Origin of the sequence: Enterocloster sp. 210928-DFI.2.20, assembly GCF_020554465.1 — a bacterium.
Taxonomy (GTDB): domain Bacteria; phylum Bacillota; class Clostridia; order Lachnospirales; family Lachnospiraceae; genus Enterocloster; species Enterocloster bolteae.
Genome location: NZ_JAJCHK010000001.1, coordinates 333,489 through 347,703 on the forward strand (window position 1 = coordinate 333,489; position 14,215 = coordinate 347,703).

Sequence of the window (14,215 nt, forward strand, 5' to 3'; positions counted from 1 at the left end):
AGTGGCCGGGAGCAGCGGACAGGAAAAGACAGAAAAACCAACCAGTAAGCGCCGCAATGATGCCAGGAAGGAAGGCAATGTATTCCAGAGCAAGGATATAACCACGGTCATCCTCCTCTTAGGCGTATTCTGGATGATACGGCTCATGATGCCCTACATTTACAGGAATATAAGGTCGTACATGGAATGGATGCTGGAAGGCGTGGGAAGAGATCCCCAGGAACTTCTGTCTTCCCAGCTGTTTTCGGTGACCGTGGTCACTTTCCTCAAATGTGCGCTGCCCCTGCTTCTGGCCGCCCTGGTTTTGGGCATCCTGGCCCATGGGGCGCAGACCCGTTTCAACGTGTCCTTTCAGGTGGTAAAACCAAAATTTGGCAAGCTGAATCCATTTACAGGCATAAAAAAACTGTTTGCCCTGAAAAATGTCATAGAGCTTGTGAAGAACCTGTTTAAGACCACCCTGCTGTTAATCCTGCTCTATAACCTGATAAAGGGTGACCTTGTGCCGGTGGCCAGGATGATTGACATGCAGCCCCAGGTCTCGGCTGCCTATATGTTAAACATGGCCTTTGACCTGGTGGTCAAGGTCAGCATGGCTTTCGGTATCGTGGCCTTCTTTGATTTCCTTTACCAGCGCTGGGAGTATGAGCGGGACCTTAAGATGACCAAACAGGAAGTGAAGGATGAATTCAAGCAGACAGAGGGCAATCCGGAGATTAAGGGACGGATACGGAGGATCCAGCGCCAGATGGCCCTCAGCAGGATGATGCAGAAGGTTCCCCAGGCAGATGTGATTGTCAGAAACCCCACCCATTACGCGGTGGCCCTTAAATACGACCCCAGCCATCACGGCGCGCCGGTGGTGCTGGCCAAGGGCCAGGATGAACTGGCCCTCAGGATTGTAAGGGTTGGGGAGGAAAACGGGGTTTATATCACGGAGAACAAACCTCTTGCAAGGGCCTTATACGCCTCCTGTGAGCTGGACCGGGAGATACCTGCCGAGTTTTATGGGGCAGTGGCAGAAATTCTTCTCTATCTCTACCGGACCGGGCGCAGGGAAGATATGTTCAGATAAACGAATCGGATGGAGTTACGGATGAAGAAGATACTGAGTTATTCGGTGGTACTTTTTGTACTGATTATCATACTGCTGTTAATCATACCGCTGCCGGCCGGTCTGGTGGATGTGGCGATTATATTGAATATGTCCCTTTCCATGATGATCCTGGTAACGACCATGACCATACGGGAACCCCTGGAGTTTTCCATTTTCCCGTCCCTGCTGCTGGTGACCACCCTGTTCAGGCTGGGAATCAATGTTTCCACAACCAGGAACATCCTGACCAATATGGGGTCATCGGGCCAGGTCATCAGGGCCTTCGGGGACTTTGTGCTCAGGGGAAATGTGGTGGTGGGTTTCATCATCTTCCTCATCATTGTACTGATGCAGTTCATTGTAATCACAAAGGGCGCCGAGCGTGTGGCTGAGGTTGCCGCAAGGTTCAACCTGGACGCCATGCCGGGCAAGCAGATGGCCATTGACGCCGACTTAAGCTCCGGACTCATAAGCGAGCAGCAGGCCAAGGAGCGCAGGCAGAAGATCCAGCGGGAAGCGGATTTCTACGGCGCAATGGACGGCGCCACCAAAATCGTCAAAGGCGATGCCGTCATGTCCCTGATTACAACGGCTGTGAACCTGATAGGAGGAAGCATCATCGGAATCGTCCAGTCCGGGGATTCCATAGGCAATGTGCTGAACACCTATTCCATCGCAACCGTGGGCGACGGCCTGGTGTCCCAGATACCGGCTCTGCTCATATCCACGGCCACGGGCATGATCGTAACCAGGGCCGTGTCCGAGGGAAGCCTGAACGAGGATATATCCAAGCAGTTCATGGCCCAGCCCTATTCCATCATGATAAGCGGCGTGGCCATGGCTGTCATGACCATGATTCCGGGCATGCCTGTGGTCCAGCTGGGAATGGTTTCCGTGGGGCTTTTAGCCAGCGGATACTACCTTTCCAGGAAAATCCAGGCTGAGCCGGCCCTTTTAGGCGCGGCCGTGTACCAGGAGGCGGAAGGGGAACAGGCGGCCCTGGAGGAAGCGGCGGCAGCCAGGCCCGTGACAGAGGATGAGTATTACAAGGATGTGAATAACGTATATAACCTTTTAAGCGTGGAGCCGGTGGAAATGGAATTCGGATACAGCCTGATTCCTCTGGCGGACGAATCCGTGGGAGGCAGGCTGATCAGCCGGATTGTCATATTCCGCAGGCAGTATGCCCAGGACATGGGATTTGTCATCCCCTCCATCCGTTTAAGGGACAGTTCCGCCTTAAGCACCAACCAGTACTGCATCAGGATAAAAGGCGAGGAGGTGGCCAGGGGTGAAATCCTTATGGACTATTACCTGGCCCTGGAGCCGGAGCATCCTGAAAAGGAAGTGGACGGCATAGAGACCGTGGAGCCGGCCTATGGAATCCCCAGCCGGTGGATCCGGCCGGAGGACAGGGAACGGGCCGAGGTATACGGGTACACGGTAATTGACCCGCTGTCGGTCATGGTCACCCACCTGTCGGAGGTCATACGTCAGCATGCCTTTGAACTGATTACCAGACAGGAAGTGATCCATCTGGTGGAGAATGTGAAGAAGACCGCCCCGGAACTGGTGGAGGAGGCATTTCCCGGACTTATCCCTTACGGCCTGTTCCAGCGTATACTCACCAGCCTGTTAAAAGAGGGGGTTCCGGTAAAGGACCTGGAAACCATCATTGAGACAATGATAGAGGTTGTATCTGAGACAGGCCTGCCTGTAAAAGACATTGACACCATAGTGGAACGCATAAGGACGGCACTTAAGCGCACCATTACACGGATGTACTGCGAGGACGGAAGCATGAAGGTGCTTACCCTTGATTCAGAACTGGAACGCACCATGGTGGGCTCCATTACAAAAGGAGAGGGAGGGTATTATCTGGCCCTGAACCCGGACATACTTCAGAGCCTGATACGGCAGATGGCAGAACAGCTCAGGAAGTTCAGCGGCTTTACCCAGAATCCGGTCATATTGACTTCCCAGATCATGCGGGTACATTTCTACCGCCTGATAGAGCAGTTTTATCCAAAGGTGCGGGTGCTTTCATTTAATGAAGTGGCAAATAATGTCCAGATACAGTCAATCGGCAGCCTGAAGTTGGAGGGACCGGGGCTGCAGGATGGCTGACAGTGAAGGATGATTTGATATGCGGCAGTTGGATGGATTGAAGGAAAAGACAAATGAAGAGCTGCTGGCCATGTATGACAGGGACAGGCAGCTGGAAGTAAAGCAGGAGCTTACGCTCCGGTATCTCTACATAGCCAAGGCAGTTGCAATCCAGATGCATAACCTGTATGCGGATTTCATGCAGATGGAGGATATCATCAACGAGGGCGCAATTGCCATCATGAAGGGAATCGAGCGGTATGACCCGGAACGGGATAACAAATTCGAGACATTTATTTCCAGGCGCATCAGGGGGATGATCATCGACATCATCCGCAAGAATGACTGGATGCCAAGGAATTACCATAAACAACACAGGTCCATTGAGGACGCCAGGACAGAGCTTTCGGACCGGTTGGGGCGTCCGCCCACGGATGACGAAATCGCAGGCCATCTGAAAATGGACATCCGGAAATGCCAGAGGCTACAGCGGATGAGCACCATGGTAAACGTGCTTTCGCTGGACATGGTGACAAACAGGGAGGAGGAAGGGCAGTCGGTCCAGATACCCAGCAACGACACGGACCTGCAGCCTGAAACAGCGTATATGAGGGAGGAAGCGGTCAGGACCCTGACAGAGGCGGTGAACAAACTGAAGGAAAAGGAGCGGATGGTGATTTCACTCTATTATGTGGAGGATTTAAACATGACACAGATAGCCCAGGTGCTCAATGTCAGTGAACCGCGTATTTCCCAGATCCACAGCAGCGCCATCCGGAAACTCAAGACTTACATGAATACCTATATTTACGAATAGGAACAGGAGGAAACGCCATATGTACCAGGGATTTTACAATCTTACATCCGGAATGCTGACCCAGAGCCGGAATCTGAATGTCATCAGTAATAACATGGTAAATGTCCAGACATCGGGCTATAAGCGGGATACCATGGTCACCAGCACATTCCAGGAAGAAATGCTGTACCGGACCGGACGGCATAACAAGGCAAACCCCACGCCTCTTTCCGTTACATCCAAGATAAAGACCGCGTCCAGGACCTATGTGGACTATGACCAGGGAAGCTTTGAACAGACAGACGGAATCTATGATTTCGCCATTGGGGGCAGCGGCTTTTTCTGCATACAGACACCGGACGGGGAGCGCTATACAAGGAACGGGTCCTTTGCAGTGGATGAGGAAGGGTACCTCACCCTGCCGGAGGCGGGCCGGGTGCTTTCGGAAGACGGCCAGCCCATACGGATTGATGATGAGAACTTCAGCGTGGATGCCAGGGGCAGCATTACGGTGTATGAAAGACAGACAGAGTCAGAAGCGGATTCAGAGGAGGAGCCCAAGCTCAGGCAGTTAGGCACCATAAGGATTGTGGACTTCGGGGACTATGAGCAGCTGCACAAGGAGGACAACGGACTGTACTCCACGGCCCAGGCGCCTGCGGCGGCCCAGGAGGAACGGCCCCAGCTTATCTGGAAGAGTGTGGAGAAGTCCAACGTGGATATGGTGGACGAGATGACCGCCATGATGACATCCCAGAGGGCCCTTCAAAGCGCGGCCCAGGTACTTAAGATGTATGACCAGATCATGAGCAAATCCGTGACAGATGTAGGAAGATTGTAAGGAGGATACATATGAACCAGTCATTTTACGTAGGGGCGCTGGGGGCCGGGAACTGCACGGAAAAGCTCAGCGTGATTTCCAATAACCTGGCCAATGTGAACACCAATGGCTTTAAGCCCAAGACCACCGTGTTTTCACAGCTGATCAATTATAACCTTAATGACAGTGAGGGCGCGGTGACAGAGCTGCAGGCAGGGGCGGGCATGAAGGTCCAGAGGACCTATACCGGCTTTGACACGTCAGGGCTGACCCAGACAGGAAGCCCCATGGATTATGCTATCCTGGAGCCCAATGCGTTCTTCATGGTGCAGGATCCGGCCACAGGGGCTGTCAGTTATACGCGGGACGGACATTTCCACCGGGCGGAGCGGGAAGATGGATTCTATCTCATGACAGACTCAGGCAAGCTGGTACTGGACCAGAACCAGGAGCCTCTTAAGGCGGAGGTCACGGATGTGGATAAAATCCAGGCAGAAATGGGGGACGAGGAGGATGAGGAGATTGAGGACGAGGAGGATGAGGAAGACGAGGAAGATAAACCCAGGGTCAGCCTCTACACCTTTGCCAATCCAAGCCGTCTGACCAGTGTGGGGAATAACGAATACGTGCCCACAGACCAGGGGGCGCAGCCCATCCTCCTGGAGAAGGCCTCCGTCACATCAGGGGCCCTGGAGGTATCCGGCACGGACATGGCCAAAGAACTGGTCCGGCTGATTGAGTGCCAGCGCGCATTTACCTATGCCCTGCGCATGGTGACCACCTCGGATGAGATAGAGGGTACCATTAATACCCTGCGCGGTTAATGACAGCGGGGAAATTGAACGGAAGAAAGCGAGGCACACATGAAAATCAGGAATTTTGAGGATCTGAACCTTCAGGAAGTGGATACAATGAGGGAAATCAGCAGCATCGGCACCAGCCATGCAGCCACGGCCCTTTCCAAGTTCCTCCAGAAGGAGATACGCATCACCCTTCCCCAGGTCAGTATCCTGGGATATGAGGATGCGGTGGACCGCATCGGCAACATTGAGGAAGTGGTGGCGGCCACACTGGTGAAGATGGACGGGGATGTGGACGGGTTAATGCTGTTTCTTTTCAACATGGATTTTGCCAACACGGTTTTGGGAAAGCTGCTGGACAAAAATTATACATCCTTTGAGGAAATGGATGCATTGGCCTATTCGGCTCTGGAGGAAGTGGGAAACATCATTATCTGCTCTTATATCAACGCTTTTTCACAGCTGGTGGACATGAACATCCATCTGTCCGTTCCCAGCTCCACGGTAAACATGCTGGGCGGCATACTGACAGTGCCCATTGCCGAATACGGTTATGAGACCGATAAGCTGATGTATTTCAATGCAGATTTTGTCATGGAAGGAAAACGGCTTTCAGACTGGCTGCTGATGCTTCCTGATATCCGTTCACTGAATGATATATTAGGGAAGCTGGGTGTTTAGAGATGGCAGAAAAGGAACTTAAGGTGGGAATCGGGGACATGAAGTTCACCAGGGACGAGGGCAGGATCATCACATATGCCCTGGGCTCCTGCATCGGCATATCATTCTATGACCCGTTTTTGCGGCTGGGCGCCCTGCTCCATATCATGCTGCCGGCCCATAACGGGGTTTCCGACCCCAATATTTATAAATACGCGGATTCCGGCATCCGTGAGACAATCAGGAAGCTTATGGCCTTTGGAATGGTTAAAGCCAGGACAACGGTTAAAATCGCAGGCGGCGCAAAGATGTTTGAAATCAGCGGAAACGCGGATTTCGGCAATATCGGCCAGAGGAACGCCGCCATGGTAAAGAAAATCCTGACAGATGAAAACATGAGGATTGTGGCTGAGGACACAGGCGGTACATATGCCAGGACCATGCTGCTGCAGCTGGAAAGCGGGGATGTCATAATCCGGACATTTGGGAAACCTGAAAAGCATTTATAGAAAGGAGTTTTTGTTATGCAGAAAGAGAAGGAAGGCATCCTGCTGGAATCCGGGACAAATGAAATTGAAATCATGAAATTCACTGTCCTGGGGGAGTTCTATGGAATTAACGTGGCAAAGGTAAGGGAAATCATCATGAGTGAGAAGGTAAAGCCCATGCCTCACGCCCACCCGGCTGTGGAGGGAATCTTCAAGCCCAGGGAATCCCTGATCACCGTCATCAACCTTGCGTACTACCTGTCCGGGACACGGCCGGAAAACGGGGCCAGGGATTTATTCATCGTGACTAATTTCAACAAAATGACAGTGGCCTTCCGGGTACAGGGAATCGAGGGAATCAGCCGCATTTCCTGGAAGGACATACAGAAGCCGGATAAGACCATTGCCAATGGGGATGAAAGCGTTGCTACCGGCATTGCCCAGTGTGAGGGCCAGCTGGTCACCATCCTGGATTTTGAGAAAATTGTTGCGGAGATAGCGCCGGAGACCAGTATCCAGGTCTCGGAGATTGAGGCCATGGGCGACAGGCCCCTGTGTGAATCCCCTATCCTGATTGCGGAGGACTCCATCCTGCTTAGACGTATGATTGACGATTCCCTGGAGCGGGCCGGATTTACCAACATCATGAATTTTAATAACGGACAGGAGGCCTGGGATTACCTTTTATCCATCCGGGATGACAATGACCTGTACGAGAAGGTGAACCTGGTCATCACAGACATTGAGATGCCGGAGATGGACGGACACAGGCTGACAAAGCTGATTAAGGATGACCCAAGACTTAAAAAGCTGCCCGTGGTCATCTTCTCATCCCTGATTGACGAGCAGATGCGCAGGAAGGGCAGGGAACTGGGAGCAGACGAACAGCTGGCCAAACCGGAAATCGGCCATCTTGTATCCATTCTGGACGAACTGCTTAAGAAGTACGGCCAGGATATGGGAAAATTCCAGGGACAGAAAAAGGCATAGGAGGAAAAGGACATGAGATATGAGATGACAAAGGACCTGGAAACAGGCAACGCCCTGATTGACAGTGAGCACCGGCAGCTTTTCAAGGCGGTGAACGACCTGCTGGACGCCTGTTCCCAGGGAAAAGGACGAAGCCAGGTGGAGTCCACCCTGGATTTCCTTGTGTCCTATGTGGCCAAGCATTTTGGGGATGAGGAAAAGCTTCAGGTGCAGGCCTCATATCCCGGTTATGCTGCCCACAGGCAGTTCCATGAATGGTATAAAGGTGAACTGGCCGTGACTGCCAGGGATATAAAGAACCAGGGCGCTTCCATCACCGCATTAAACAGTCTGAACCAGATGGTTGGAAAGCTGTTAATGCATATCAGGACGGATGACAGGAAGGTTGCCCAGCATGTAAGGCAGTCCTGACCCGCGGGGCGGACAAAAAACAGCGCATATTGATGGAAAGAAGATGAAAACAGTATGGATATAAGGAAAATCGTGGATTTGAATGAATTCCAGCGGATACAGGACCTGTTTTCCGATGCAACGGGGCTGGCCGCCATTGCCGTGGATTCCCAGGGGGAGTATATTTCCAGGGGAAGCAATTTTACAGATTTCTGCATGAAATATACAAGGGGAAATGCCGAAGGCCTTAAGCGCTGTGAGAAATGCGACAGGGAGGGAAAGGGTTCCTATTTCTGCCATGCAGGGCTTATGGATTTTGCCGCGGACCTCATGATTAACGGGGAGAAGGTGGGCGCTGTGATTGGCGGACAGGTCCTTCCACAGAAGCCGGACCCTGAAAAATTCCGGAGGATTGCCAGGGAGCTGGGCATTGACGAGGAGGAGTACCTGAAGGCCCTGGGTAAGGTGCCTGTCCGGTCTGAGAAAATGATACGTTCGTCGGCAGAGTTGTTTTCCACGGTCATGAACCAGTGGATTAACCTCAGCTATTACCAGAAAATAAACCAGTCAAAAATGCAGGTGTTTAACCAGGAATCCCAGAAGGTCCAGGACGCGGTGGGACAGATTAAGACCAAGACAAGGGAACTGGAACAGACCGCCACCATGGAGAAAATGCTGTCCCTGAACGCGTCCATTGAAGCAGGCCGCGCGGGCCGGGCCGGAGTGGGGTTCAGCGTGGTGGCAGAGGAAATCGGCCGGATGGCCAATGAATCATCTGCTGTGTATGAAGCAATCCATGAGCTGGTGGACAGTGTGGAGGATTCCATTGAGAAGATGGGAAAGGTTGATTTTGATTAGAGGCAGTGCAGTCCTCATTACTGCGGCTCTTGTCCTGGCGGTTCCCCTTTGCGCACACGGGGCCCAGGAGGGCACCTGGGACCAGTCGGAGGATGGAAAATACTGGATGTATTTTTATTCCCCCGGCAGTCCGGCAGAGGATGAATGGATTGAGGACCAGGGGAAGGAATACTATGTGGATTCCAAAGGCCGCATGAAGACGGGATGGGTGACGGACAAACGCGATAAAAACAAGTATTATATGGGAGATGACGGGGCCAAATGCTTTAACATGTTCACACCGGATGACCACTATGTGGGACCGGACGGTCTTATCCTGGAGTCCTTTGACACCTACCGGAAGGCTGTTAAAAAGCAGCTGGAAAGGCAGATGAAGGATAAGGCATATAAAGAAAGGGAGGGCGCCCTGCGCCCTGGTTTCATGCTGTGGGACATAAACGGCGACGGATACCGGGATGTGGTGGTGACGGACCAGGTGCAGTCACCCGGACGGGTGGTACTGACCGCTGTCTGGGATCCTGCGGAGGAAGAACTGGTCCCTGCCTCGGAGGCAGACCTGGACGGCCCGGAGAAATCCTATCTTTCCTATAACCAGGACAGCCAGTCTGTGTGGCTTACCATTGCAAAGGACAGCGGTGAGAGGGACTGCTTCCAGATGGAGGACAACGGCTTCCGGTTTGAGAGCCTGTGGCATTTTGAACTGGAGTATGATGATTGGGGAGACCCTTTATATTATGTGAATGGGCTTAAGTGTGATTTGGAGGAATGGACTCTCGCCCTTGCCCAGGCTGGCCAGGAGGCAGGCTCTCCGGTGACGGAAGGGCTGCTTCCCCTGGACCCGGAGACGGTGAAACAGGCAGTGGACTGCAGTCCCGGGGAAGAGCTGCCTCTGTGGCAGCCGTAAAACCAATATCATATATAAAATAAGATTGAATTCGGAGGTAACGCTTTGGCTACTATCATAACTGTTTCCAATCAGAAGGGCGGAGTGGGGAAAACCACCACTTCCGCTGCATTGGCTGCCGGGATTGCGGCAAAAGGACTGAGGGTATTGGGAGTGGACCTGGACCCCCAGGGAAATCTGGGCTTCTGTCTGGGCGTGGAGACGGCCAATGGGCCCACGGTGCTGGACGCGTTAAAGGGCACGCTTCCGGTACAGGAAGCCATCTGCCGGACAGAATACTGCGATATACTGACCGCGGACATCACCCTCAGCAGCGGGGTGGAGCGGACGTCCTCCGGTCCAGGGGAATGCATACTGAAGGAAACGCTGGCGCCGGTGATGGAGCAGTACGATTACATCATCATCGACACACCGCCGGCCCTTAACCTTCTGACAGTGAACGCCTATGCGGTTTCCGACTACCTGATCATTCCACTGGCATCCGACATCTTAAGCCTTGTGGGGCTGGCCCAGCTTAAGGAGACCATAGAGTCTGTCAGGGAGAGCTTTAACCCGGGCCTTAAGGTCATGGGAATCCTGCTGACCCGCTTTAATAAGCGGACCCTTCTCTCCAGGGATGTGATGGAAATGGCCCAGCAGCTGGCGTTGCAGATTAATACAGTTGTGTTTAGGACCAAAATCCGTACCGGGGTGGCCATAGCGGAAGCGCCTGCCCACGGCGAAAGCATATTTGACTATAATCCGCGGTCGTCAGCCGTAAAGGATTACCAGGATTTAATCCAGGAAGTTGGGGAGGCCATCCACATAAAGGAGGTGATGGAGCGTGCCAAGGAAGACCAATAAGACATCCCATGTACTGAACCTGATTACCAATGGAAGCGCCCCGGAACAAGAGGCTGCTGCTGCTGAAAAAAAGGAAGAGGCCCAACAGGAGAAAAAGGATGCGGTGACCGAAGCAGCCCAGGGTGGGGCGCCAAAAGAGGCGGCTCAGGGTGGGGCGCCAAAAGAGACGGCTCAGGGCGAGGCGTCCAAAGAGACGGTCCAGGGCGGGGCGCCAAAAGAAACAGCCCAGGAAGCGGTCAATCCAAAAGAACCCGTATCAAGGATCACGGCCAATGGCGATAAGACTGTGATTGTGGTAGATGAGACCAGCCGGAATGACAATATTTCCAATAAGATCCTGGACCGGCTCACAGACCAGCTGGAGGAAGAGATTCAGGGAAAACTGGATCATTACCATATGGTCAATGTGATGGAGCAGATTCTTAAGCGGATGAACCTGAAGCAATACCTGAAACAGTATGACGTATGTATGTGCAGCCGCTGCCAGGCGGATGTGATGGCCCTTATCCTCACCAGGCTCCCTGCAAAGTATGTTGTGGTGGACGAGAGTTCCACGGCTCCCATCATCGGATTCTATGAAAGCAAATTCAAGGTAAGGATCCTCACGGAAATCATCAAGGCATGCATGGATGTAAAAGAAAACCCAAGACACGACCGTTCCGGTCCCTATGACAAGTAAAGAATGATGAATGAAGCGTTTAAAATAAAAAAGTGCACAGGTTGATAAACTTGGGCACTTTTTATTATTTTTCTTCAAAACCCGCCGATAAATAAATTATAGATAGCAGGACTATGCGTTACCGGCAGCATGTTCCCTGTGCACCGGGGGAAACGCAGGAGATTGAAAATCATTTAGCAGCGGATGTGAGAGGAGAATACAGATGGCAAGTGTATCAGGAGCAGCAAGCAGCCTTGGAAATACCAGTTTAAGAGGGTATGGCGGTTTTGGTTCCGGAATTGACCGGGATTCCATTATCGAGCAGATGACGGCCGGAACCCAGTCTAAGATAACAAACCAAAAGAATAAGATGACAAGCCTTGGCTGGAAGCAGGAGGCATTTCAGGCGGTCAGCGATAAGATGCTGGCTTTGCAGGATAACTATTTTTCCTTTGCATCAGGCACTAATCTTAAGTATCCCAGCATGTTTGCCAAGAATCAGATTACGGCAATGGGGGATTCGGATATCACCAAGTTCGTGTCGGCCACAGGGTCTTCCAATATGCTGGACTATTTGTCAATTTTAGGGGTGAAGCAGCTGGCCAGCTCATCAACGCTCCAGTCTGCTTCCAAAGGTACCTCATCCATCCATACAGGCATAACCCAGGACAGCCTTACTAATCCCGTGTATAAAAGCTCCCTGCTGCAGGGAAGACAGCTGAGGTTCGGGACATACAGCGGGGACCAGTACCAGTCGGCGGGGATATTTACCTTCCCTTCCTCCTATAAGGATAAGGATGGGGACGGCAAGGATATAACCGTGCCGATTGACTATACCATAGACCTGGATGCTGCCGTGGAGGTGGACGGGGTAACCATGACGGGCGGAGAAAAGCTGGCCATGCAGCTGAACAAGGCATTGTCCCAGTCCGGCATCAAATCAGGGGAGGATTCTATTTCGGATGTAATGGAATTCGTATACGCAGATGGCAAGATGAACCTGCAGACCAAGGCAGGAAAGACCACCAACCTGGTGATTAACTCCAGTTCAAGCGCCCTCACCGCCCTGGGATACAATCCCCAGAATGCGGACGGAACAGATAAGACGGTTTCAGACGGAATCAGCCTCAGTGAGTTTAACGAAAACCAGAAGCAGTTAAACGACACGTATGTAAACAGACAGACCATGACACAGTATCTTACCGGGAAAAAGCTTACAATCAGTTTCGGAGGCCAGACCAAGGAGATAGAGTTGGTGAAAAGCGGCGATACGTTTGCGGACCTGGACGATTTAAAGGACATCATACAGGGCAGGCTGAACCAGGCGTTTGGTACGGATAATATTAAAGTGGCCGGAGGCACCCACTATGGCGCGGATGGTAATCCAGTCATCGGGACTGACGGTAATCCGGTCATTGACCCGCTTTCCTTTGAACTGGGAAGCAATGCCTCGTCGAATCAAACACTTACAGTTACCTCTGACAACGCGGAAATCAGGAATGTCCTGGGAATACAGAAGGGAGCCAGCAATAAGCTGAACCTGGAAGGCAGCATCAGGGATAATATAGACAAGCTGATACCAGATGGGCCTGACGCAGAGGCGAAGCGGGCGCAGTTCCTTAACTCCCTGGAGACAGGTGGTTTGAAGATTAACGGTGAGACGATTAGAGGCGTCACGGCTGATACCAGCATCCAGGGTATGATTGATAAGATAAACACCAACAAAGACGTGGGGGTCAAGGCTTCCTACCTTAGCAGCACCAACCAGTTCGTACTGATATCATCTGAGACAGGCAGCGGCAGGGAGATTCAGCTGGAAGGGGCCTCTGCGGATATATTCGGGGCCGTAAAGGATGCAGCTGGCAACTACACAGACGGAAACTTTGAAATGGGAAAAAATGCCCAGGTCCTGGTAAGCTACGGCAACGGTATCAGCACAATGATTGAGAGTTCATCCAATACCTTTGACCTTGAGGGACTGAGGGTCACGGTGTCCCAGGAATTCGGCAATGTGACCCAGGATGCCAGCGGGGTTTGGAATTCCGACCGGTCCAAGGCCGTCACCTTCAGCGCCAAAGCCGATGTGGACGGAGTGACCGAGACGGTCAAAAAATTCATTGAAGAATACAATGAAATGATTAAGGAAATCAATACCCAGGTTACAACCAGGCCGGATAAAGCCTACGGGCCTCTTACCGAAGAACAGAAGGATGAGATGTCGGATAAGTCCATTGAGAACTGGGAGAAAAAGGCCAAGCAGGGGCTGCTCTACAATGACGCCACCATGCGGGCCCTGAGCCTGGACATGCAGGGCGTGCTCACAAACCTGATGGCTAACGGCGCCAACTATAAGGATCTGGAGGAGATGGGGATTACCATTTCCGATGATTACCTGGACGGCGGCACCATTACCTTTGACGAGGCAAAGTTCAAGGCAGCCATGACCAGCGACCCTGAAAAGGTGTCGAATGTATTTACCGGAGGCGGTGACATAAAGAAAGGGCTTGCCAGCATCATAGAAGATACCCTGACGCCATATGCCACCAAATATGCCAACAGGAACGGAAACTCCTACGGCCGTCTGATTGAGGAGGCTGGTTCTGAAAAGATACCGCTTTCTATCATGAATAACCAGATTTATAAGGATCTGAAAGAAATGCAGAGTGTCCTGGATACGCTGAATGCAAGGCTTGCCAGTGAACAGGACCGTTACATCAGCCAGTTTACCACCATGGAGACATTGATTAACCAGATGAATAGCCAGGCCAGCTATCTGGCCCAGTTCCAGGCGTGATGGAAGGCATGT

The 14,215-nt window shown here is 52.2% G+C and carries 14 protein-coding genes; all 14 read left to right on the forward strand.

Annotated elements, in window-relative coordinates; all coding sequences use genetic code 11:
* Window position 1: 1 nt before the first annotated feature.
* The 14 genes from flhB (at window position 2) to fliD (ending at window position 14,203) form a co-directional block, all read left to right on the forward strand.
* Window positions 2–1,075 carry a flagellar biosynthesis protein FlhB gene (gene flhB / locus LI015_RS01530; RefSeq protein WP_117626641.1) on the forward strand — a complete coding sequence of 358 codons (1,074 nt, stop codon included), beginning with the start codon at window positions 2–4 and terminating at the stop codon, window positions 1,073–1,075.
* Between the two features lie 21 nt (window positions 1,076–1,096).
* Window positions 1,097–3,223 carry a flagellar biosynthesis protein FlhA gene (gene flhA, locus LI015_RS01535; protein WP_117626642.1) on the forward strand — a complete coding sequence of 709 codons (2,127 nt, stop codon included), beginning with the start codon at window positions 1,097–1,099 and terminating at the stop codon, window positions 3,221–3,223.
* A gap of 19 nt (window positions 3,224–3,242) precedes the next feature.
* Window positions 3,243–4,019 (forward strand): sigma-70 family RNA polymerase sigma factor, encoded by a 777-nt coding sequence (locus LI015_RS01540; protein ID WP_002577865.1) that lies wholly within the window; start codon window positions 3,243–3,245, stop codon window positions 4,017–4,019.
* 19 nt (window positions 4,020–4,038) lie between these two features.
* Window positions 4,039–4,839, forward strand: coding sequence for a flagellar hook-basal body protein (locus tag LI015_RS01545; RefSeq protein WP_227123835.1), 801 nt, complete (start codon window positions 4,039–4,041; stop codon window positions 4,837–4,839).
* An 11-nt stretch (window positions 4,840–4,850) separates the two neighbouring features.
* Window positions 4,851–5,642, forward strand: a complete 792-nt coding sequence (locus LI015_RS01550; RefSeq protein WP_227123837.1) for a flagellar hook-basal body protein — start codon at window positions 4,851–4,853, stop codon at window positions 5,640–5,642.
* Window positions 5,643–5,681: 39 nt separating this feature from the next.
* Window positions 5,682–6,299 (forward strand): chemotaxis protein CheC, encoded by a 618-nt coding sequence (locus tag LI015_RS01555; protein ID WP_002577868.1) that lies wholly within the window; start codon window positions 5,682–5,684, stop codon window positions 6,297–6,299.
* A 2-nt stretch (window positions 6,300–6,301) separates the two neighbouring features.
* Window positions 6,302–6,787: a chemotaxis protein CheD gene (locus LI015_RS01560; RefSeq protein ID WP_002577869.1), complete on the forward strand. Its 486-nt coding sequence runs from the start codon at window positions 6,302–6,304 to the stop codon at window positions 6,785–6,787.
* A gap of 15 nt (window positions 6,788–6,802) precedes the next feature.
* On the forward strand, window positions 6,803–7,756 hold the full coding sequence (locus tag LI015_RS01565) for a chemotaxis protein (RefSeq protein WP_117626646.1): 954 nt from the start codon (window positions 6,803–6,805) through the stop codon (window positions 7,754–7,756).
* A 12-nt stretch (window positions 7,757–7,768) separates the two neighbouring features.
* Window positions 7,769–8,167, forward strand: a complete 399-nt coding sequence (locus LI015_RS01570) for a bacteriohemerythrin (protein ID WP_117626647.1) — start codon at window positions 7,769–7,771, stop codon at window positions 8,165–8,167.
* A gap of 54 nt (window positions 8,168–8,221) precedes the next feature.
* On the forward strand, window positions 8,222–9,004 hold the full coding sequence (locus LI015_RS01575) for a PocR ligand-binding domain-containing protein (RefSeq protein ID WP_227123839.1): 783 nt from the start codon (window positions 8,222–8,224) through the stop codon (window positions 9,002–9,004).
* Window positions 8,973–9,908 (forward strand): hypothetical protein, encoded by a 936-nt coding sequence (locus tag LI015_RS01580; protein ID WP_227123841.1) that lies wholly within the window; start codon window positions 8,973–8,975, stop codon window positions 9,906–9,908. The genes LI015_RS01575 and LI015_RS01580 overlap by 32 nt, the downstream gene beginning before the upstream one ends.
* A gap of 45 nt (window positions 9,909–9,953) precedes the next feature.
* Window positions 9,954–10,751 (forward strand): ParA family protein, encoded by a 798-nt coding sequence (locus tag LI015_RS01585; protein ID WP_021895269.1) that lies wholly within the window; start codon window positions 9,954–9,956, stop codon window positions 10,749–10,751.
* Window positions 10,732–11,430 carry a late competence development ComFB family protein gene (locus LI015_RS01590; RefSeq protein WP_227123843.1) on the forward strand — a complete coding sequence of 233 codons (699 nt, stop codon included), beginning with the start codon at window positions 10,732–10,734 and terminating at the stop codon, window positions 11,428–11,430. Before LI015_RS01585 ends, LI015_RS01590 begins: the two co-directional genes overlap by 20 nt.
* Window positions 11,431–11,632: 202 nt before the next feature.
* Entirely contained in the window at window positions 11,633–14,203 is a 2,571-nt protein-coding gene (gene fliD, locus LI015_RS01595) for a flagellar filament capping protein FliD (protein WP_227123845.1), read from the forward strand.
* Window positions 14,204–14,215: the final 12 nt, after the last annotated feature.

Excerpts from the sequence above, each read along its gene's own strand:
- LI015_RS01540 (WP_002577865.1), top strand. The coding sequence starts at position 3,243 with ATGCGGCAGTTGGATGGATTGAAGGAAAAGACAAATGAAGAGCTGCTG.
- flhA (WP_117626642.1), top strand. The coding sequence starts at position 1,097 with ATGAAGAAGATACTGAGTTATTCGGTGGTACTTTTTGTACTGATTATC.
- LI015_RS01570 (WP_117626647.1), top strand. The coding sequence starts at position 7,769 with ATGAGATATGAGATGACAAAGGACCTGGAAACAGGCAACGCCCTGATT.
- LI015_RS01555 (WP_002577868.1), top strand. The coding sequence starts at position 5,682 with ATGAAAATCAGGAATTTTGAGGATCTGAACCTTCAGGAAGTGGATACA.
- fliD (WP_227123845.1), top strand. The coding sequence starts at position 11,633 with ATGGCAAGTGTATCAGGAGCAGCAAGCAGCCTTGGAAATACCAGTTTA.
- LI015_RS01560 (WP_002577869.1), top strand. The coding sequence starts at position 6,302 with ATGGCAGAAAAGGAACTTAAGGTGGGAATCGGGGACATGAAGTTCACC.
- LI015_RS01545 (WP_227123835.1), top strand. The coding sequence starts at position 4,039 with ATGTACCAGGGATTTTACAATCTTACATCCGGAATGCTGACCCAGAGC.
- LI015_RS01565 (WP_117626646.1), top strand. The coding sequence starts at position 6,803 with ATGCAGAAAGAGAAGGAAGGCATCCTGCTGGAATCCGGGACAAATGAA.
- LI015_RS01550 (WP_227123837.1), top strand. The coding sequence starts at position 4,851 with ATGAACCAGTCATTTTACGTAGGGGCGCTGGGGGCCGGGAACTGCACG.
- LI015_RS01575 (WP_227123839.1), top strand. The coding sequence starts at position 8,222 with ATGGATATAAGGAAAATCGTGGATTTGAATGAATTCCAGCGGATACAG.